This is a genomic window from Achromobacter xylosoxidans (assembly GCF_002192695.1).
GTDB lineage: Bacteria > Pseudomonadota > Gammaproteobacteria > Burkholderiales > Burkholderiaceae_B > Achromobacter > Achromobacter xylosoxidans_C.
This window is the reverse complement of sequence record NZ_MTLG01000084.1, coordinates 36,699-54,365: the sequence shown is the minus strand read 5'-3', so window position 1 is coordinate 54,365 and position 17,667 is coordinate 36,699. Positions and strand designations below refer to the sequence as shown.

The following is a 17,667-nucleotide window of genomic DNA, read 5'->3' as shown; positions in this document are numbered from 1 at the left end:
GATCAGTCCTGGGCCGTCCGCGGCAGTTTCGCGATCACCTTGATCTCGAAGTCGAAGCCATTGAGCCAGGTCACGCCCACCGCGGTCAGCGCCGGGTACGGCGCAACGCCCCAGAATTCCGGCACGACCTGCCAGATCGTCTCGAACCTGGATGCCGGATCGACCATGAACACCGTCACGTCGACCACGTCGTCGAAGCTGCTGCCGGCCGCTGCCAGGATGGCTTGCAGGTTGCGGAACGCAAGCCGCACATGCTCCTGCAGGTCGGGCTCCGGCGTGCCGTCTTCGCGGCTGCCCACCTGTCCCGAGACGAACAGGAATCCATTGGAACGGATCGCGGGCGAATAGCGGTCGCGTTCATACAAGGCGTGGCGCCCCGGGGGGAAAACTACATCACGTTGGGTCATGGCTATCTCCATCTATGGGCCGCATCCGGCCCGGCATTGACGATGTAGGCACTTTAGGTGGCCCCGCCGCCGCGATAAACGGGCAAGTCCGTCCATCACTGTTTGTAGAATCCAAATAATCTGGAAGAGCGGGAGCAGAGATGGACCGTTTCGACGCGATGCAGGCCTTTGCCCGCGTGGTGGAAACCGGCAGCTTCACCAAGGCGGCCGAGACCCTGCACATGAGCAAGACCAGCGTGACGCAGCTGGTGCAGCAGCTCGAAGCGCGGCTGCGCGTCAAGCTGTTGAACCGCACCACCCGCAAGGTCAACGTAACGGCCGATGGCGCCGCCTACTATGAGCGCGTGCTGCGGCTGCTGGCCGACATGGACGATGCCGAGACCAGCCTGTCCGGCGCCTCGGCGGCGCCGCGGGGGCGTTTGCGCGTGGACGTGCCCAGCCCGCTGGCGCGCATGATCCTGGTGCCGGCATTGCCGGCGTTCCATGCGCAATACCCCGACATCCAGCTGGACATGGGGGTGAGCGACCGGATCGTCGATCTGATCGGCGAGAACGTCGACTGCGTGGTGCGCGGCGGCGAACTCACCGACCAGTCGCTGATGGCGCGGCGCGTGGGCGACCTGCGGCTCGGCGTCTACGCCGCGCCGGACTACCTGAAGCGCGCGGGCGCCCCAGCCCACCCGCGCGAACTCGAGGATACGCATCACCGCATCGTGGGTTTCCTGTGGGCGCGCAATGGCAAGGCTTTGCCCTACGCCATGCGCCGCGGCGGCGAAAGCCTCAAGGTGCACGGGCGCTACGTGCTGGCGGTCGACGACGGCAACGCCTATCTGGCCGCCGGCCTGGCCGGACTGGGCGTGCTCTGGCTGCCGGACTACATGTCCCGCGCCCACGTCGACAGCGGCGAACTGGTGCCGCTGTTCGAGGACTGGCGCCTGGATTCCATGCCCATGTACGTCGCTTTTCCGCCCAACCGGCATGTGAGCGCCAAGCTGCGCGTGTTCATCGACTGGGTCGCCGGGCTGCTGGGACAGTACACGCCGGAACCGCCGCGCGCCTGAGACTGGCGCGCGGCGCGGACCGGCTTCGCGTCATTCAAGCCTGCTGGCTGCGTGCGCCGCGCAACAGCTTGCCCGGCAATGCGCCGGTGGCCGCGCCGCCTTCGAAGATCGGCAGGCCATTGACCAGCGTGGCCACGTAGCCGTCGGCGCGCTGGATCAGGCGCCGGCCGCCGCCTGGCAGGTCGAACACCATCTCCGGGCAATGCACGCGCACGGCATCGGGATCGATGATGTTGACGTCGGCCTTGTAGCCGGGCTGCAGCAGGCCCCGGTCCAGCAGCCCGTACACGCTGGCGGTGTCGCGCGTCTGGCGCTTGACCACGTGTTCCAGTTCCAGCAGGGGGCCGCGGCGGCGGTCGCGGGTCCAATGGCTGAGCATGAAGGTGGGCATGCTCACGTCGCAGATGTAGCCGCAATGCGCGCCGCCGTCGGACAGGCTATTGACCGTGTAGGGGTGCTGCATCAGCTGGTGCAGGTGGTCCAGGTTCTCGTACGAATAATTGAAGGACGGGTAGTACAGGATGGCCTGGCCGTCGTTTTCCAGCATCAGGTCGTAGACGATCTCCAGCGGCGCGCGGCCGCCGCGCTGCGCCATGGCGGCCACGCTTTCCTCGGGCAACGGTTCGTAGTCGGGATCGCTGCCCAGGCGGTAGATCTTGTGGAAGCTGCTGAACAGCGTTTCGGCGCGGCGGTCCAGGAGGCCGCGCTGTTCGTTCATGATGCGGCTGCGCGTGGCCGGGTCGCGCAGGCGGACCAGCTTTTCCGCCAGCGGCAGGGCGTGCAGCGCCTGGTAGCTGGGATGCGCGATGAACGGATGCAGCGTGCTCTGCCACGAGAACAGGATGCCCAGCGGACGTCCGCTGATGCCGGCCAGCAGCGGCACGCCTTCGCGGTGCGCGCGCTCCAGGCTGGTCGCGATCTGCTTCCAGACGTCGGGCGCGGCGTCGGTCTGCTGCAGGTTGAACAGCACGGGCAGGCGGTTTTGGCGCGCCAGTTGCTCCAGCCACGGCATCTCGCCTTCCATGGCGGGATGGTTGGCGGTCATCTGGAACACGCCATGGCCGACCTCGCCCATGACCGAGCCCAGGGCGGTGATCTCTTCGCCGGTGGCGAAGGTGCCGGGCGGATACTTGCGTTCGTCGTACTTGTGCAGGAAGGTGCGCGAGGTGGAGAACCCCACCGCGCCGGCTTCCAGCGCCGTGCGCACCACGTCGCGCATGGCGATCAGGTCGGCGGGCGAGGCCTCGTCGTGGTGGATGGCGCGTTCGCCCATCACGTAGGCGCGCACGGCGCTATGCGGGATCTGCGCGCCCACGTCCAGCGCCTTGGGGCGGCGGTCCAGCGCGTCCAGGTACTCGGGAAAGGTCTCCCAGTCCCACTGGATGCCCTCGGACAGCACCGAGCCGGGTATGTCCTCGACGCCCTCCATGACCTTGATCAGCCATTCGCGCCGCTCGGGCTTGACGGGGGCGAAGCCCACGCCGCAATTGCCCATGATGGCCGTGGTGACGCCGTGCCAGGTCGACGGGCTGAGATACGGGTCCCAGGTGGCCTGGCCGTCGTAGTGGGTGTGGATGTCCACCCAGCCCGGCGCCACCAGGCAGCCGTCGGCACGGATCTCGCGGCGCGCGGCGCCGGCCCGGCCTTCGGCCTGGACCACGCGTCCGTCCTCGATGGCCAGGTCCGCCTGGTAGCGGGGCCGGCCCGACCCATCGACGATCGTGCCGCCGCGTATGACCAGATCATGCATTGCGCTCTCCTTTCGATACGCGAGGGGGTTATTACTGGAGGACCAGGCCGATGCGCTTGATCACCGCGCCCCAGCGTTCGCTGTCCTGCTGGACGATCTGCGAGAATTCCTTCGGTCCCGCGCCGCTGACCTCATTGCCCTGCGACACGATGCTCTGGGTCACCTCGGGCGTGTCCAGCGCCTCGCGGAATACCTGGGCCACGCGCTCGGCCAGCGCCGGCGGCATGTCGCCGGGACCGAAGATCCCTTGCCAGCCGACGATGTCCAGTCCGGGTATGCCTTGCTCTTTGAGTGTGGGCAGGTCCGGTAGCACGCTCAGGCGGCGGTCGGTGGCCGGGCCCAGCAGCTTGACCTTGCCGGCGCGCGCGTTCTCCACGGCGGTGGCCGTGCCGTCGAAATAGACCTGGACGTCGCCCGCAAGCAGCGCGCGGCTGGCGTCGGCGGTGCCCTTGTAGGGCACGTGCACGATGTCGATGCCGGTCTGCTGCTTGAGGATTTCGCCGTTCAGATGCGAGGTGGACCCGGGGCTGTAGGAAGCGAAGTTCAGCTTGCCGGGATTGGCCCGGGCGTAGTCGATCATCTGCGCCGTGGTCGAAAAGGGCGCGTCCTTGTTGGCGACCAGCACGGTGGCCGAGCGCACCACCTGGATGACCGGCGTGAAGTCCTTCACCGGGTCGTAGGGCAGCTTCTTGTAGAGATGCGGATTCTGCGTGTGCGTGACGACGATGGTGTAGAGCAGGGTGTAGCCGTCGGGGCTGGCGCGGGCCACTTCCTGCGCGCCTATCATGGTGCCGGCGCCGGGCTTGTTGTCGACGATGACCGGCGCGCCGGTGCGTTGCGTCACCTTCATTGCCAGCATGCGCGCCAGCGCGTCGGACCCCGACCCGGCCGGAAACGGCACCACCAGGCGGATGGGCTTGCCGCCGCCCGGCCAGGGCGGCGCCTGCGTCACCGGGGCGGCCGCAGCCGAAAGACAGGCCAGGGCGCCCAGCATCGCAGCCCCGCCGCCACCCAACAGCTTCAAGAACGACTTGCGGTTCATATTGTCTCCTCCTGGGGGTAGGCAATGTCATGCATTGCTCTGGAATGAGGTTCACCACAGGGCGCCGGCGCTGCAATTTTCCGTCCCGGCAAGTCTTTTGTAGTCTTGCCTTTGCGCTCAATCAAATGCATATTTGGCCCAATATTGATGAGAAAAATACATGAGCCTCACAATACGGTCGCTCCAGCACTACGCCGTGCTGGTTGAGGAAAAGCACTACTCCCGAGCGGCGCAGCGGCTGCATCTGACGCAGTCCGCGCTGACGCGCAGCATCCAGTCGCTGGAAGACTCGTTGGGCCTGGTGCTGGTGGATCGGGCGTCCACGGGCGTCACGCCCACGCAGGCCGGGCGCATGGTGCTGGAGCGCGCGCAGCGCATCCTGGGAGAAACCCGCGACCTGCGGCGCGAGGCCGAATTGATCCGCGGCCATGACACGGGCCGCGTGAACCTGGGCGTGGGGGCGTTTCCGGCGGCCGGATTCCTGTCGCCGCTGCTGGTGCGCATCGCGCGCGAACATCCGGGCTTGAGCGTGCACGTCGAGATCGAAAGCTGGCAGCGCCTGCTGGACAAGCTGCAGCAGGACAAACTGGATTTTGCGGTGGCCGTGACGCACAGCCTGCCGCCGCCCGACGACTTTTCGGTGCGGCCCCTGCCGCCGCAGCACGGCGGCCTGTTCACGCGCGCCGGCCATCCGCTGCAGGGCCTGGGCAAGCCGCGCCTGCGCGTCGCGCTGGCGCAGTACCGGCTGGCCGCCACCGACCTGCCGCTGCGGGCGCGCGAATACCTGGCCCGGCTGTACCAGGTGGCGCGCCCGGAAGACCTGCCCATCGCCTTCGAATGCGATAGCGTCGCCACGCTGCGCGAGGTGGCGCTGGGCAGCGACGTGGTGCTGTTCTGCACGCGCGAGGCCATCGCGGCCGAGCTGGCGCAGGGCGTTTTGCAGCCCTTGCCGCTGTCCTATCCCGCCGCCGGCCCGCTGACCTACAGCGTCATCCACCGCGCGCGCCGCACGCTGTCCCCGACCGCCGAGCGGGTCATCGAACTGGTGCAGGACCTGTTGTCGGGCGCGCCGGCGCCCGGTGCCGCCGGCGCGAAGAGGCGTCCGTCCCGGCGCTAGCGTCCTGTCCCGCGGGGCGCAGGACGCCAGGCCCCGCGCTCACATCCGTTCGCCGGGCAGCCCGCTGGCCTGCCGCACCCAGTCCATGAACTGCGCTTCGTCCAGCTCGTCGTCCTCGCGGATGTCGAGATAGCGCGTGTCCTGGCTCTTGGACGGTCCCGGCGGCACGGGCCGCAGCTGCGCGCCGCGAAAGAACGCCACTTTCACGTACTTGGTAAAGCAGTGGATGCTGAGGAACCAGCCCTGGCCGTCCAGGCCATACAGCGGCGAATTCCACTTGACCGCCTTCTGCACGCCGGGCGCGGCGCGTTCGATCAGCGTGTCCAGACGGCGGCCGAGATCGCGCTTCCAGCCCGGCATGGCCGCGATGTAGGCCTGCACCGGCGCGTCGCCCGCGCCCTTGGCGATCTGCGGATTGCCGCCGGACAGCAGGACGGGTTGCGCATCTGCTTTCTTGGCAGTCTTCATCGATTGGGCGGGGGGCTTCTCTGCCATGCATGGACTCCTTCGAAGGGGGTAATCGGCGGCGGCGACTTCGGGGAGGCCCGGCGGCCGCGGCGGGCCCTTGACCTCAAGTCGACTTCAAGTGAAAGACTATCCGCATTCCGGCGCGCGGCGGACAGGAAATGTTCCCTTGCCGCGAGCCATGACCAGCAACCTGGGAGTTCAAGCATATGTGGGATGAACGCTACGCCGTTGACGAGTATGTGTATGGAACCGAGCCGAACGCCTTCCTGGCGGAAAACGCCGGCCTGTTGTCCGGGCCGGTGCTCAGCCTGGCCGAGGGGGAGGGGCGCAATGCCGTCTTCCTGGCCTCGCTGGGCCTGGACGTGCTTGGCGTGGACGGCTCCGCCGTCGGACTCGCCAAGGCGCGCAGGCTGGCGGCCGCGCAGGGCGTATCGATCCGCACCGAAACGGCGGACTTCGCCGACTACGAACCGCCGCCGGCATCCTTCGGCGCGGTGGTGTCGATCTTCGCCCACACACCCAGCCACGTGCGCAGGAGGCTGCACCGCCTGGCGGAACTGTCCCTCAAGCCGGGCGGCATCATCCTGCTGGAGGCATACCGGAAGGCGCAGTTGGGCCGGGGCACGGGCGGGCCTCCGGATCCGGACATGCTCATGGCGCTCGCGGACCTGGAGCAGGACTTCCCGAACTGCCAGGTGCTGCTTTCGCGGGAAATCGAACGCGACGTGGTCGAGGGAATATTCCACACGGGACCGGCCTGCGTGGTGCAGTTCATCGCCAGAAAGAGATGAAGGCGGGCGGCCAGGCCCGCCCCTCAATCGGGTATTTCCGGTTCCACCAGCCGCATCAGTTGCGCCAGCGACTCCTGCCAGCCCAGGTAGCACATCTCCGGCGGTATCGCCGCCGGTATGCCTTCCTGCACGATGTGCACCTCCGTGCCGCAGGCGACCTGCCGCAGCGTAACGGTGGTCTGCATGCGGCCGGGCAGGTTCGGATCGTCGAACTGGTCCGAGTAGCGGATCTTCTGGCCTGGCGCCAGTTCCAGGTATTCGCCGCCGAAGTCGTGGCTGTGGCCGGTGCCGAAGTTGCGGAACGACATCTTGTGCATGCCGCCGACCTTGGCGTCCAGTTGATGCACCTGGCAGGTGTAGCCGTAGGGAGGGAGCCAGCGCGCGATCGCGTCGGGCTCCAGGAAAGCCCGATAGATGCGTTCGGCCGGCGCGCGCATGACGCGATGCAGGGTTACGGTTCCGGTAGTCATGGTGAGTCCGCCTTTCAGGAAAGTTGTGCGTACTGACACGACGTACGAGTTGACCGGAAATCGACGGCCCGAATCCTGGGGGAAACCCTTAAAAAGCACATCTGGTCACGATTTGGCCCGGACTGGTGCGGCCCTTTATTCGATGGGCTCGCGCATCACCAGCACGGCGATCGTGTGGTTTTTCCAGAACACCTGGTGGATGCGGGGTACCAGCACACGCAGTTCCTCGGGGCCCGTGCCGTCGAACGTCACCAGGACCGCCGGCCGTTCCCCCTCGCTGGGCACCCGCTGGATGCGGTCGAAGGACGGAAAGCCGTACTTCATGAGAAAGCCGCGGATGTCCTCGTCGGAGGTGCTTTCTTCCACATGATTGATCAGCAGGGCGGCCATGATCGTTCTCCTTGGAAGCCTGCGGGCGTCGGAGGCGCGCCGCTCAGAATTTGGCGGGGACCATGCGCAAGGGATGTCCCGGGTCGCGGTAGCCGCCGGCTTTCTGCCGCTTGGGCAGCTTCACCTTCGCCCGCGGCATGCGCTTGTACGGGATGCGGGCGAGCAGGTGGCTGATGATGTTCAGGCGCACTTTTTTCTTGTCGTCGGACTGCGCAACATACCAGGGCGCCACGCCGGTATCGGTGGCCGCGAACATGTCGTCGCGGGCGCGCGAGTAGTCGTACCAGCGGCTGTACGAATCCAGGTCCATCTTGGTCAGCTTCCAGATCTTGCGCTCGTCGTTGATGCGGGCCTGGAGCCGGCGGGTCTGTTCCTCTTCGCTGACCTCCAGCCAGTACTTGAGCAGGATGATGCCCGAGCCGACGATGGCCCGTTCGACCAGCGGCACGCCTTTCAGGAAAATCCTGACGTCGTCCTTGGAGCAGAACCCCATGACCCGTTCGACGCCGGCCCGGTTGTACCAGCTTCGGTCGAAGATCACGACCTCGCCCGCCGCCGGCAGGTAGGGCAGGTAGCGCTGCATGTACATCTGGGTTTTCTCGCGGTCCGAGGGCGCGGGCAGGGCGATCACGCGGAACACGCGCGGACTGACCCGCTCGGTGATGGCCTTGATCGTTCCGCCTTTGCCGGCGCCGTCGCGTCCTTCGAAAATGATGCAGACCTTGGCGCCCGTCTGGCTGACCCATTCCTGGAGCTTGACCAGCTCCACGTGCAGCCGGGCCAGTTCCTCGGCGTACTGCTTTCCCGAAAGCTTGGCTTGCGCCGGCGGCCTGTCCTCTGCTGCTGCCTTCTTCTGAGCGTTCATGATGGCACTCCAGAGTATGCTGCGGGGAAACGGTAGGAAGATTGCAATTTTTCACTGTAGCGCCGACCGTTGCCCTTTGTACACAAGCAGGCGGCAGCAGTGCTTTTTATCTAGTTCTTGTTTCGACATGCGCCTCTGGCGAGAAGCGGAAAAGGCCAATAGAATCAATTCGCACAACGCGCTCCGGCAAGGCCGGAGCCGCGTCGTGGACCATGGCGGTTAGGCTCTACACGGACCCGATACCCGATGTCGCCGCTGACCTGTTCGAATCGGCTGTTGCTGATCGGTACTTTGTGCCTGGGCGGCTGCATGCGTGTCGGGCCGGATTTCGAGCCCCAGCGCACCAGCTGGGTCGCGGACTGGAGCACTCCCGCGCTGCAGCAGGCCAGCCGCCAGCAGCTGCAGCCGGATGCCCGGCAGTGGTGGCAGATATTCGGCGATCCCATCCTGGAAGCCCTGATCGCCCAAGCCGACTTGAACAACGCGGGCCTGCGCATCGCGGGCCTGCGCATCATGGAGGCGCGCGCGCAGCTTGGCATCGTCCAGAGCGGCCGCTATCCGCAAACGCAGGTGGTCGGGGCCAACGCCCTGTACCAGCACCGGTCGTCGCGGTCGGCCGAAGGCAATCCGCGTCCCAGCAGCTTCTGGCAGTACAGCGCCGGCTTCGACATAGGCTGGGAGCTGGACTTCTGGGGCCGGTTCAGCCGTGCCATCGAGTCGGCCGATGCGCTGTACTTCGAGGCCCAGGCCAATCGCGACGACGTGCTGGTGCTGTTGCATGCCCAGGTGGCGCAGACCTATTACTCCCTGCGCACCGCCGAGGCGCGGCTGCGGATCGCGCGCGACAATGCCGCCATCCAGAAGCGCAGCTACGAGATCACGCAAAAACTGTTCCGCAGCGGCGAGACCGATGAGCTGGACCTGCAGCAGGCCCGCACGCAGTACCTGAGCACCCTGGGCACCCTCCCCGAATTCGAAAGCCAGATCATGCGCACCCGCAACGCCCTGGCGGTCCTGGTCGGACGCCCGCCCGGCCCCATGCCGGAGCTGGATGACAAGACGGCGGTGGTGCCGCTGGTCGACCGCGCGGTGCTGCAGGACGTGCCGGCCAATCTGCTGCTGCGCCGTCCCGACATCCGCGCGGCCGAACTGCGCATCGCCGCGCAGTCGGCGCAGGTGGGCGTGGCCGAGGCGGATCTCTATCCATCCCTGACACTGCTGGGCAGCATCGCGTGGTCCGCCACGTCGCTGGCGGGCACGGCGGGCGGCGCGGCGTTGCTGGCGGGTCCGGCCCTCAGCTGGAACGTGTTCGACCATGGCCGTCTGCAGAACAATGTGCGGGTGCAGGACGCGCGGCTGCAGCAGTTGATCGTGGCCTACCAGGACGACGTCCGACAGGCCGCGCGCGAGGCCGACGACGCGGCCAGCGGCCTGGTCAAGGCGCTGGAGCGCGACGGCATCCTGCAGCAGTCGGCGCAGGCGGCGGGGCGTTCGCTCACGCTGGCCAACGCGCTCTACCGTGAAGGCTATACCGATTTCCAGCGCGTGCTGGACGCGCAGCAGGCGCTGGCCGCCCAGCAGGACGCCTACGTCGTGAACCGGGGCGGCGCGGTGGGCGACCTCATCGCCTTGTACAAGGCATTGGGCGGCGGCTGGCATAGCGCCGGGCCGGTGCTGGACCCGGCAACCCGCGAGCAGATGCGGCAGCGCACCGACTGGGGCGATCTGCTGTCCGAACCGGCGCCTGCATCGGCCGCCGCCCTGTCCACGCAAAAGGTGCGACCCGATGAGTGAATCGCCGTCCAAGCCCGCCGCCGCGCCTGCGCCGGATTCCGCGAGGAAGGGCGTCCGATGGACGGTGCTGTTCATCGTGCTTAGCCTGGCCTGGTATCTGCTGGCGGACCGCTATACGCCATACACGCAGCAGGCGCGGGTGCAGGCCTTTGTGGTGCCCGTGGCCTCCGAGGTGTCGGGGCGCGTGACCCGGGTATACGTGCGCAACAACCAGGACGTGGAGGCCGGCGCCGTACTGTTCGACGTCGACCCGGAGCATTACCGGATCGCCGTCGACCGCGCCCGCGCCGACCTGGAGTCCACGCGCAGGCAGATCGGCGCCAGCACAGCGGGCATCGATTCGGCGCAGGCGTCGTTGCGCGCCGCGCAGGCCAATGAGCTGAAGGCCCGCCAGGACAGCACCCGGCTCGAACGGCTGTACCGCGAAGACCAGGGCACCGTCTCGCTGCGCCGCCTGGAAATCGCGCGGGCGAATCTGACGCAGGCCATCAGCCAGGTCGCGGCCGCGCGCGCCGAGGTGCAGCGCGCGCGCGAACAGGAGGGCGGCAGCGAGGAAGACAACGCCAAGCTGCGCAGCGCCGCCGCCGCGCTGGAGAAGGCCGAGCTGGACCTGGCCAACACCCAGGTGCGGGCCCGTTCGGCGGGGCTGATCACGGACCTGCGCACCGATGCCGGGCAGTTCGCCGCCGCCGGCAACCCGGTCATGACGCTGATCGCCATCCACGATGTCTGGATCAGCGCGGAAATGACCGAGAACAACCTGGGCCACGTGGAGCCCGGCACGCCGGTGGCGATCATCCTGGACGCGCTGCCCGGGCAGATCTTCAAGGGCCGCGTGCGCAGCGTCGGCTACGGCGTCAACGTGGGGCCGGGCACGCCGCCCGGCAGCCTGCCCACGGTGCAGAACAGCCGCGACTGGCTGCGGCCGGCGCAGCGCTTTCCCGTCATCGTGGAGTTCGATCCCGGCGACCTGCCGGCCTTGAGCGGCGTGCGCGTGGGCGGACAGGCCGAGGTCATGGCGTTTCCCAGTTCCGGCAATCCACTCAATCTGCTGGGCCGCGCATACATGCGGCTGATGAGCTGGCTCTCCTATGCGTACTGACCTCGATCCTCGCGCACAACGCGCCCTGCGCGTGGGCGCGGGCACCGCCTTCTGCACGGCCATCAGCTACGGCCTGGACCTGCCCATCCCCATGGTCGCGCCGGTGCTGGGCGTCATGCTGCTGGCATCGATGAACCGGCCCCTGTCGATCAAGAGCGGGCTGGGCCTGATGCTGATGGCGCTGCTCACCACCGCGATCGGCCTGCTGCTGAGTCCTTGGCTGCGCTACTACCCGTTGAGCGGGGTGCTGCTCATCGCACTGTGCCTTTACTACGCCTTCCTCCACGGGCTGCGCGGCGGCAACAACCTGCTGTCGACCTTTCTCATCATCGGCCTGACCATGATTTCCGCGGCAGGCACCGTCGACTTCGCGCTGGCCGCCCTGGTGATCGAAGCGCTGGGCAAAGGGCTGCTGGTCGCGGTCCTGGCGCTGGGCGGCTGCCATCTGCTATTCCCCGAGCCGGCGGCCGCGCCCGCGCCGGCCGCGGCGCCGGTCCTGCCGGCGAACGAGGCCAGCCGCCTGGCCTTGCGCGCCGCGCTCGTGGTGATGCCGGCCTTCCTGCTGGCGCTGACCGACCCGCTGGGCTACATGCCCATCATCCTGAAATCGGTCAGCCTGGGGCGGCAAAGCTGCGTCACCGCCGCCCAGGGCGCGGCGCGCGAACTGCTGGGCTCGACCTTGCTGGGCGGCGTGCTGGCGGTCGCGTTCTGGTGCGCCCTGAGCCTGTTCGTGAACCTGTGGATGTTCTTTCTCTGGACGCTGCTGTTCGCCCTCGTGGCCGCGCGCAGGCTCTACCGGCTGAGCCCGACCTCGCACCCGCCCAGCTTCTGGCTGAACACGCTGGTGACGCTGATCATCCTGCTGGGCCAGTCGGTGCAGGACAGCGCCGCGGGCAAGGACGTCTACACCGCATTCGCGGTGCGCATGGGCCTGTTCATCGGCGTCACGCTCTACGCCTGCCTGATGCTGCGCCTGCTGGAAGCGCGGGGCCGCACGCGCGGCGGGCTGGAATCCGGCAGCAATACTTCAACCGCAGTCCCCTCAGACGCTTGAATCAGGAGGCAGCCATGTCATTGCCAGACGAACCGGCCCCACCCTCGCACTCGGCGGGGTGGCGCTTCAAATGCGGGATCGGATTGTTCATCATTGCCTTCGCCCTGTGGTTCCTCATCCCCGTGGCGGGCTACATGGACGTGCCGGGTCCGCGCATCGCCGCGCTGACCGGCACCATCTTCATCGCCAACAAAGTCTTGCTGTTGAGCTGCATCGCCGTCATGGGCAAGGAGGGCTTCCAGCGGCTCAAGTCCATCGTGTTCGGCCACGCCAAGAAACTCGCTCCGGTGCAGAAAGTCGGCCGCGTGCGCCATGCCATCGGCCTGGTCATGTTCTTCCTGCCCATCCTGACCTCGGTGCTGGAACCCTACATCGATGAAATGTGGCCGGGGCTGCGGCCCAATCTGTGGCAGGCGCAGCTGGCCGGGGACATCATGTTGATCGCCAGTTTCTTCGTGCTGGGGGGGGATTTCTGGAGCAAGCTGCGAGCGCTGTTCGTGCGCACGGCGTAGCGGCGGGGGCGCCATGGCCGGAGCCGGCGCTTTCATAGGAAAATGCCGGCTCGCGTTCCGACGCGCAACCTCAGCCATCAACCAGGACCCGCCATGCCGCAACTCGACATTTACCAGGTAGACGCTTTCACCGCCGCGCCCTTCGGCGGCAATCCCGCGGCGGTCGTGCCGCTGCAGGCGTGGCTGCCGGACGAAACGCTGCAACGCATCGCAGAAGAAAACAACCTGTCCGAAACCGCCTACTTCGTGCGCAAGGGCGATGTCTACGAGCTGCGCTGGTTCACGCCCGCGGTGGAGGTGGACCTGTGCGGCCATGCCACGCTGGCGTCGGCCTGGGTGCTGTTCGAACAGCTGGGCGCAACAGAGGACGTGCTGCGCTTTGCCACGCGCAGCGGCGAACTGCAGGTGCGCCGCGCGGGCGACCGGCTGGCGATGGATTTTCCGGCCAAGCGGCCCGAAGCGCAGGAGATCCCGCCGGGTCTGCTGCAGGCGCTGGGCCTGCCGGGCGCGCAGGCGTTCTACAGGACGGACGACTATCTGGTGGTGATCGACGATGAAACGCGGATCGATGCCTTGAAGCCGGACTTCGCCGCGCTGGCGGCTTTCGAGACGCGTGGTGTGGCGGTGACGGCGCCGTCGGCGCAATTCGATTTCGTGACGCGCTGGTTCGGGCCGCGGGTGGGCGTGAACGAGGATCCGGTGACCGGATCGGCGCACACCTCGCTGGCGCCGTACTGGGCCCAGCGCCTGGGCAAGCGCAGCCTGAGTGCGCAGCAGGGCGGGGCGCGCAAGGGCCAGTTGCAGTGCGAGGTGCTGGATAACGGCCGGGTGATCATCAGCGGCCAGGCGGCACTGTACCTGCGCGGCTCGATCTTCATCTGAAGCCGGGCGGGCCGCCGGCCAAGCGCGCGGCGGCGTAACAAAAGAGACGTTGACACGGTTTATGCTCAACACTAGCATAAACCGTGCTCTTTTTTTGACCATTAAATGCTCAATATGAGCATAATAATTCCGCGAGGAGACGCGTTCATGGACACCCCCAACCGCCGGTACGTCGAATTCGATCTGCCTGCCACGACCAGCTGCCCCAACGCCGTCGGCCAGGCCTGGGCCCGCGTGCCCGAACCCTTGCCAGCCAGCGAACGCGCCGCCTGCGTGGCGCGCATACGCGAACTGCTGGCGCGGGAGCGCGCCGTGCTGGTCGCCCATTACTACGTCGATGCGGAGTTGCAGGAGCTGGCCGAACAGACCGGCGGCTGCGTCGGCGACTCGCTGGAGATGGCGCGCTTCGGCCGCGACCACCAGGCCCGCACGCTGGTGGTGGCCGGCGTGCGCTTCATGGGCGAGACGGCCAAGATACTGAGCCCGGACAAGCGCATCCTGATGCCGGACCTGGACGCCACGTGTTCCTTGGACCTGGGCTGTCCGGCCGCCGACTTCGCCGCCTGGTGCGATGCCCATCCGGACCGGACGGTGGTGGTCTACGCCAATACCAGCGCCGAAGTGAAGGCGCGCGCGGACTGGGTCGTGACCTCGTCCATCGCGCTGGACGTGATCGCCGACCTGCATGCGCGCGGCGAGAAAATCCTGTGGGCGCCGGACCGCCACCTGGGCGACTACGTGCAGCGCCAGACCGGCGCCGACATGCTGCTGTGGCAGGGCTCGTGCCTGGTGCACGATGAATTCAAGGGTACGGAGCTGGAACTGCTGCGCGCCGAGCATCCGCAGGCCAAGGTGCTGGCGCACCCGGAATCGCCCGCGGCGGTGCTGGCGCAGGCGGACGTGGTGGGCTCGACCACCCAGTTGATCGAGGCCGCGCGCAAGTTCGATACCGGCCTGCTGATCGTGGCGACCGACCAGGGCATCCTGCACAAGATGCGCGCCGCGGCGCCCGGCAAGACCTTCCTGGCCGCGCCCACCGCAGGCAACAGCGCCAGCTGCAAGAGCTGCGCGCATTGCCCCTGGATGGCCATGAACGCCTTGAGCAACCTGGCCGAGACCCTGGAGCACGGCCGCAACGAAATCACGCTGGACCCCGCGCTGGGCCTGCGCGCCAAGGCGCCGATCGACCGCATGCTCGACTTCGCGGAACAGCGCAAGCGCCGCGTGCAGGCCAGCGGCGACTTCGCGCGCGACACGGCGCTGTACGCCAGCGTCGGGCCGGCCTAGGGACTACCGGAGGTCCGCTCATGGAATTCGACGTCATCATCATCGGCAGCGGGCTGGCTGGCATGACCGCGGCGCTGGAACTGGCCCCGCGCAGGCGCGTCGCCCTCGTGTCCAAGGGCGAATTGCGCGACAGCGCCAGCAACCGCGCCCAGGGCGGCATCGCCGCGCCGCTGGGCGCGGACGACAGCATCGAGGCGCACGTCAAAGACACCCTGGTCGCCGGCGCCGGCCTGTGCGACCTGCCGGCCACGCGGCACATCATCTCCCGGGCCTGCGGCGCGATTGCCTGGCTGCAGGAGCAGGGCGTCGCGTTCACGCCTTCGCTAGGCGGATTGCATCTGACGCGCGAAGGCGGCCACGGCCTGCGCCGCATCGCACACGCGGCGGACGCGACCGGCAGCGCCATCGTCGCGGCGCTGGAGGACCGGGTGCGGCGGCAAGCCGGCATCACGCTGCTGCAGGCGCATTGCGCCGTGGACCTGATCCTGGACGGCGCCGCGGGTACGGCCGAGGCGCGTTGCCGCGGCGTGCGCCTGCTGGACCTGCGCAGCGGGCGGATCTTCGACGCAGCGGCCGGCCATGTCGTGCTGGCCACGGGCGGCGCGGGGCAGGCGTACCAGACGACCACCGCGCCGCCGGCCGCGACCGGCGACGGCATCGCCATGGCTTGGCGCGCGGGCTGCCGGATCGCCAACATGGAGTTCACGCAGTTCCATCCCACCGGCCTGCATCATGCGCAGGCGGGCGGATTCCTCATCTCCGAGGCCGTGCGCGGCGAGGGCGGCCTGCTGTGCCTGCCCAACGGCGCGCGCTTCATGCCGGCGCACGATGCGCGCGCCGAGTTGGCGCCGCGCGACATCGTCGCCCGCGCCATCCAGGGCGAGATGGAACGCCATGGGCTGGAATGCGTGTACCTCGACATCAGCCACCAGCCGCCTGAATTCCTGCGGGAGCACTTTCCCACCATCCAGGCGCGCTGCCTGGCGCTGGGCATCGACATCACGACGACTCCCATCCCGGTGGCGCCCGCCGCGCACTACACCTGCGGCGGCGTCGTCGCCGACATGGCCGGACGCAGCAATCTGCCCGGCCTGTACGCGGTGGGCGAGGCCGCCTGCACCGGACTGCATGGCGCCAACCGCTTGGCCAGCAACTCGCTGCTGGAATGCGTGGTGATGGGGCGGGCCGGGGCGCAAGACATACTCGATCAGGCGCCGGTCCCTGCCTACAGGAGGTCGCGCGCCGATGATGAAACGGCCAGGCCGGCGTCACCGGACCTGGCGCGGCTGCGGCGCGACCTGCGACAGCTGATGAGCCGCGACGTGGGCGTGCTGCGCAGCGACGCGTCGCTCGCGCGCGCTGCGGCCTTCATCGGTCCGCTACGCGCTCAGACCGATGCGAGGCTGCTGCGCGAGGGCCTGAGCCTGGAACTGCTGGAACTGCGCAACCTGGCCCTGGTGGCCGATCTCATCGTGCGGGCGGCAAGCGCGCGTGGTGAAAGCCGGGGGGCGCATTTCAATCGGGATCGTCCGGGCTCGGACGCCGTGGATTTTCGATCGCGCGCGCCTGCCGCGGCAGCGTAGGCGCGGGCGGGGTAGTTTCCGGCCGGCCAGCGGCTCAGGCAACCCCGGTCAGCAGATGCTGTGCGGCGCCTGTTGCGGCGCGCCTGAAGCGCGACGGCGATACCCCCATGTGCTCGCGGAAAAAGCGCGAAAAATTGCCGGGCGTGGAGAAACCCAGGTCCAGCGCCACCGAGGTCAGCGGCTGTTCCTGCTGCACCAGCAGGCGCACCGCTTCCTCCACGCGCACGGCGCTCCAGAATACCTGCGGCGTGGTGTTGAGCTGATCGCGGAACAGCGCGAAGAAATGACCGCGCGACAGGCCAACGCGACTGGCAACTTCCTCCGCCGTGATCGGTTCGTGGGCATGTTCGCGCATATAGGCGATCGCCGCGCGCAGCCTGCGGTCCAGCGCCGGAGCGGCGGGCATGAGACTGCGAGGGCGTTCGGGTCCGGTGGACGAGTCGATCGCCGCTTGCAGCAGGGCCTCCACTTCGGCATCCAGGTCGGCGCCCGGGTGTTCGTGCGGCGCGACGATCTTGTCCAGCAGGCGCCAACAGCCCTGGCGCACTGCCGCGTCAATCGGAACGCCAGGAGCGGCGAAATGGAATGGCCGGCCGGTGGCGGCGCGCCGTTCGTCCAGCCAGGGCTTGGCGATGTAGAGCACCAGAAAGATGGCTGGGCGCGAGCGCTCCAGCAAGCGTGCGTCGTGCGATTCGTAGGTGTTGGTGCCGAGCGCCAGGTGTTCGCTGTAGGGGACCGGAGTCTGGCCGACATGCCCCAGCACGCGGGCGCCGCCCAGCCACAGGGCCAACTGCACTTCCGCATGCGCATGCGCGATCAGGTCGTCGCGCAGTTCCAGCACGACGGCGCGGCCGAACGCGCCTTCGTGCAAGGCGTAGGTCTCCTGCATCTCTGTCTCCCGTTTTTCTTATCGCCTCGTCGCGCAAGCCAGGGCCTGCGTGCGGGCGGGTGCGGCGCTCAGGGAATTTTATGGGCGTTTACGCGTTTGTCCGCGCTAGGTGTATTCACTAGGCACAAAATCTGACTCTGCGATAAGTCCGCGCACCCGGCGATAAGCGCGCCGCCGTCTGCGCCGATACAGTCCTGAAAAAT

The 17,667-nt window shown here is 67.9% G+C and carries 18 protein-coding genes; 10 read left to right on the top strand and 8 right to left on the bottom strand.

Going from position 1 to position 17,667, the window contains the following annotated elements:
• Positions 1-2: 2 nt before the first annotated feature.
• Positions 3-407 carry a RidA family protein gene (locus BRO63_RS20350; RefSeq protein ID WP_088141545.1) on the bottom strand — a complete coding sequence of 135 codons (405 nt, stop codon included), beginning with the start codon at positions 405-407 and terminating at the stop codon, positions 3-5.
• 140 nt (positions 408-547) lie between these two features.
• Here BRO63_RS20350 and BRO63_RS20345 point away from each other — a divergent pair, with 140 nt between their 5' ends.
• Positions 548-1,468, top strand: a complete 921-nt coding sequence (locus BRO63_RS20345) for a LysR family transcriptional regulator (RefSeq protein WP_088141544.1) — start codon at positions 548-550, stop codon at positions 1,466-1,468.
• A gap of 34 nt (positions 1,469-1,502) precedes the next feature.
• Here BRO63_RS20345 and BRO63_RS20340 read toward each other — a convergent pair whose 3' ends face one another.
• Together BRO63_RS20340 and BRO63_RS20335 are read right to left on the bottom strand one after the other, a co-directional pair.
• Positions 1,503-3,218, bottom strand: coding sequence for an N-acyl-D-amino-acid deacylase family protein (locus BRO63_RS20340; protein ID WP_088141543.1), 1,716 nt, complete (start codon positions 3,216-3,218; stop codon positions 1,503-1,505).
• 31 nt (positions 3,219-3,249) lie between these two features.
• Positions 3,250-4,260, bottom strand: coding sequence for a Bug family tripartite tricarboxylate transporter substrate binding protein (locus BRO63_RS20335; RefSeq protein ID WP_088141542.1), 1,011 nt, complete (start codon positions 4,258-4,260; stop codon positions 3,250-3,252).
• 160 nt (positions 4,261-4,420) lie between these two features.
• Here BRO63_RS20335 and BRO63_RS20330 point away from each other — a divergent pair, with 160 nt between their 5' ends.
• Complete coding sequence (locus BRO63_RS20330; protein WP_088141541.1) at positions 4,421-5,377, top strand: LysR family transcriptional regulator; 957 nt, start codon at positions 4,421-4,423, stop codon at positions 5,375-5,377.
• A gap of 39 nt (positions 5,378-5,416) precedes the next feature.
• On the opposite strand, the gene BRO63_RS20325 is transcribed toward BRO63_RS20330, so the two are convergent.
• Entirely contained in the window at positions 5,417-5,872 is a 456-nt protein-coding gene (locus BRO63_RS20325; protein WP_088141540.1) for a DUF1801 domain-containing protein, read from the bottom strand.
• A 179-nt stretch (positions 5,873-6,051) separates the two neighbouring features.
• On the opposite strand from BRO63_RS20325, the gene BRO63_RS20320 reads away from it, so the two are divergent.
• Positions 6,052-6,636 (top strand): SAM-dependent methyltransferase, encoded by a 585-nt coding sequence (locus BRO63_RS20320; RefSeq protein ID WP_088141539.1) that lies wholly within the window; start codon positions 6,052-6,054, stop codon positions 6,634-6,636.
• Between the two features lie 23 nt (positions 6,637-6,659).
• Here BRO63_RS20320 and BRO63_RS20315 read toward each other — a convergent pair whose 3' ends face one another.
• The 3 genes from BRO63_RS20315 to ppk2 all read right to left on the bottom strand — a co-directional run bounded on the left by BRO63_RS20315 (position 6,660) and on the right by ppk2 (position 8,361).
• Complete coding sequence (locus tag BRO63_RS20315) at positions 6,660-7,106, bottom strand: SRPBCC family protein (protein WP_088141538.1); 447 nt, start codon at positions 7,104-7,106, stop codon at positions 6,660-6,662.
• Positions 7,107-7,241: 135 nt separating this feature from the next.
• Complete coding sequence (locus BRO63_RS20310; protein WP_088141537.1) at positions 7,242-7,496, bottom strand: hypothetical protein; 255 nt, start codon at positions 7,494-7,496, stop codon at positions 7,242-7,244.
• A 43-nt stretch (positions 7,497-7,539) separates the two neighbouring features.
• Positions 7,540-8,361, bottom strand: coding sequence for a polyphosphate kinase 2 (ppk2, locus tag BRO63_RS20305; RefSeq protein WP_088141536.1), 822 nt, complete (start codon positions 8,359-8,361; stop codon positions 7,540-7,542).
• Between the two features lie 246 nt (positions 8,362-8,607).
• On the opposite strand from ppk2, the gene BRO63_RS20300 reads away from it, so the two are divergent.
• The 7 genes from BRO63_RS20300 to nadB all read left to right on the top strand — a co-directional run bounded on the left by BRO63_RS20300 (position 8,608) and on the right by nadB (position 16,575).
• Positions 8,608-10,155, top strand: a complete 1,548-nt coding sequence (locus BRO63_RS20300) for an efflux transporter outer membrane subunit (RefSeq protein ID WP_088141535.1) — start codon at positions 8,608-8,610, stop codon at positions 10,153-10,155.
• Positions 10,148-11,257 carry an HlyD family secretion protein gene (locus BRO63_RS20295; protein WP_088141534.1) on the top strand — a complete coding sequence of 370 codons (1,110 nt, stop codon included), beginning with the start codon at positions 10,148-10,150 and terminating at the stop codon, positions 11,255-11,257. Before BRO63_RS20300 ends, BRO63_RS20295 begins: the two co-directional genes overlap by 8 nt.
• Positions 11,247-12,311, top strand: a complete 1,065-nt coding sequence (locus BRO63_RS20290; RefSeq protein WP_088141533.1) for a DUF2955 domain-containing protein — start codon at positions 11,247-11,249, stop codon at positions 12,309-12,311. Before BRO63_RS20295 ends, BRO63_RS20290 begins: the two co-directional genes overlap by 11 nt.
• A 14-nt stretch (positions 12,312-12,325) precedes the next feature.
• On the top strand, positions 12,326-12,823 hold the full coding sequence (locus BRO63_RS20285) for a transporter suffix domain-containing protein (protein WP_088141532.1): 498 nt from the start codon (positions 12,326-12,328) through the stop codon (positions 12,821-12,823).
• 93 nt (positions 12,824-12,916) lie between these two features.
• Entirely contained in the window at positions 12,917-13,705 is a 789-nt protein-coding gene (locus tag BRO63_RS20280) for a PhzF family phenazine biosynthesis protein (protein WP_088141531.1), read from the top strand.
• A 147-nt stretch (positions 13,706-13,852) separates the two neighbouring features.
• Positions 13,853-14,992 (top strand): quinolinate synthase NadA, encoded by a 1,140-nt coding sequence (nadA, locus tag BRO63_RS20275; protein ID WP_088141530.1) that lies wholly within the window; start codon positions 13,853-13,855, stop codon positions 14,990-14,992.
• A gap of 20 nt (positions 14,993-15,012) precedes the next feature.
• Positions 15,013-16,575: an L-aspartate oxidase gene (gene nadB, locus BRO63_RS20270; protein ID WP_088141529.1), complete on the top strand. Its 1,563-nt coding sequence runs from the start codon at positions 15,013-15,015 to the stop codon at positions 16,573-16,575.
• Between the two features lie 34 nt (positions 16,576-16,609).
• On the opposite strand, the gene BRO63_RS20265 is transcribed toward nadB, so the two are convergent.
• On the bottom strand, positions 16,610-17,464 hold the full coding sequence (locus tag BRO63_RS20265) for a helix-turn-helix domain-containing protein (RefSeq protein WP_088141528.1): 855 nt from the start codon (positions 17,462-17,464) through the stop codon (positions 16,610-16,612).
• Positions 17,465-17,667: the final 203 nt, after the last annotated feature.

What these genes read in the sequence shown, in the direction of transcription:
- BRO63_RS20295 (WP_088141534.1), top strand. Translation starts at nt 10,148, where the DNA reads ATGAGTGAATCGCCGTCCAAGCCCGCCGCCGCGCCTGCGCCGGATTCC.
- BRO63_RS20265 (WP_088141528.1), bottom strand. Translation starts at nt 17,464, where the DNA reads ATGCAGGAGACCTACGCCTTGCACGAAGGCGCGTTCGGCCGCGCCGTC.
- BRO63_RS20325 (WP_088141540.1), bottom strand. Translation starts at nt 5,872, where the DNA reads ATGGCAGAGAAGCCCCCCGCCCAATCGATGAAGACTGCCAAGAAAGCA.
- BRO63_RS20300 (WP_088141535.1), top strand. Translation starts at nt 8,608, where the DNA reads ATGTCGCCGCTGACCTGTTCGAATCGGCTGTTGCTGATCGGTACTTTG.
- nadA (WP_088141530.1), top strand. Translation starts at nt 13,853, where the DNA reads ATGGACACCCCCAACCGCCGGTACGTCGAATTCGATCTGCCTGCCACG.
- BRO63_RS20310 (WP_088141537.1), bottom strand. Translation starts at nt 7,496, where the DNA reads ATGGCCGCCCTGCTGATCAATCATGTGGAAGAAAGCACCTCCGACGAG.
- ppk2 (WP_088141536.1), bottom strand. Translation starts at nt 8,361, where the DNA reads ATGAACGCTCAGAAGAAGGCAGCAGCAGAGGACAGGCCGCCGGCGCAA.
- BRO63_RS20280 (WP_088141531.1), top strand. Translation starts at nt 12,917, where the DNA reads ATGCCGCAACTCGACATTTACCAGGTAGACGCTTTCACCGCCGCGCCC.
- BRO63_RS20320 (WP_088141539.1), top strand. Translation starts at nt 6,052, where the DNA reads ATGTGGGATGAACGCTACGCCGTTGACGAGTATGTGTATGGAACCGAG.
- BRO63_RS20330 (WP_088141541.1), top strand. Translation starts at nt 4,421, where the DNA reads ATGAGCCTCACAATACGGTCGCTCCAGCACTACGCCGTGCTGGTTGAG.
- BRO63_RS20290 (WP_088141533.1), top strand. Translation starts at nt 11,247, where the DNA reads ATGCGTACTGACCTCGATCCTCGCGCACAACGCGCCCTGCGCGTGGGC.
- BRO63_RS20350 (WP_088141545.1), bottom strand. Translation starts at nt 407, where the DNA reads ATGACCCAACGTGATGTAGTTTTCCCCCCGGGGCGCCACGCCTTGTAT.
- BRO63_RS20315 (WP_088141538.1), bottom strand. Translation starts at nt 7,106, where the DNA reads ATGACTACCGGAACCGTAACCCTGCATCGCGTCATGCGCGCGCCGGCC.
- BRO63_RS20335 (WP_088141542.1), bottom strand. Translation starts at nt 4,260, where the DNA reads ATGAACCGCAAGTCGTTCTTGAAGCTGTTGGGTGGCGGCGGGGCTGCG.
- nadB (WP_088141529.1), top strand. Translation starts at nt 15,013, where the DNA reads ATGGAATTCGACGTCATCATCATCGGCAGCGGGCTGGCTGGCATGACC.
- BRO63_RS20345 (WP_088141544.1), top strand. Translation starts at nt 548, where the DNA reads ATGGACCGTTTCGACGCGATGCAGGCCTTTGCCCGCGTGGTGGAAACC.
- BRO63_RS20340 (WP_088141543.1), bottom strand. Translation starts at nt 3,218, where the DNA reads ATGCATGATCTGGTCATACGCGGCGGCACGATCGTCGATGGGTCGGGC.
- BRO63_RS20285 (WP_088141532.1), top strand. Translation starts at nt 12,326, where the DNA reads ATGTCATTGCCAGACGAACCGGCCCCACCCTCGCACTCGGCGGGGTGG.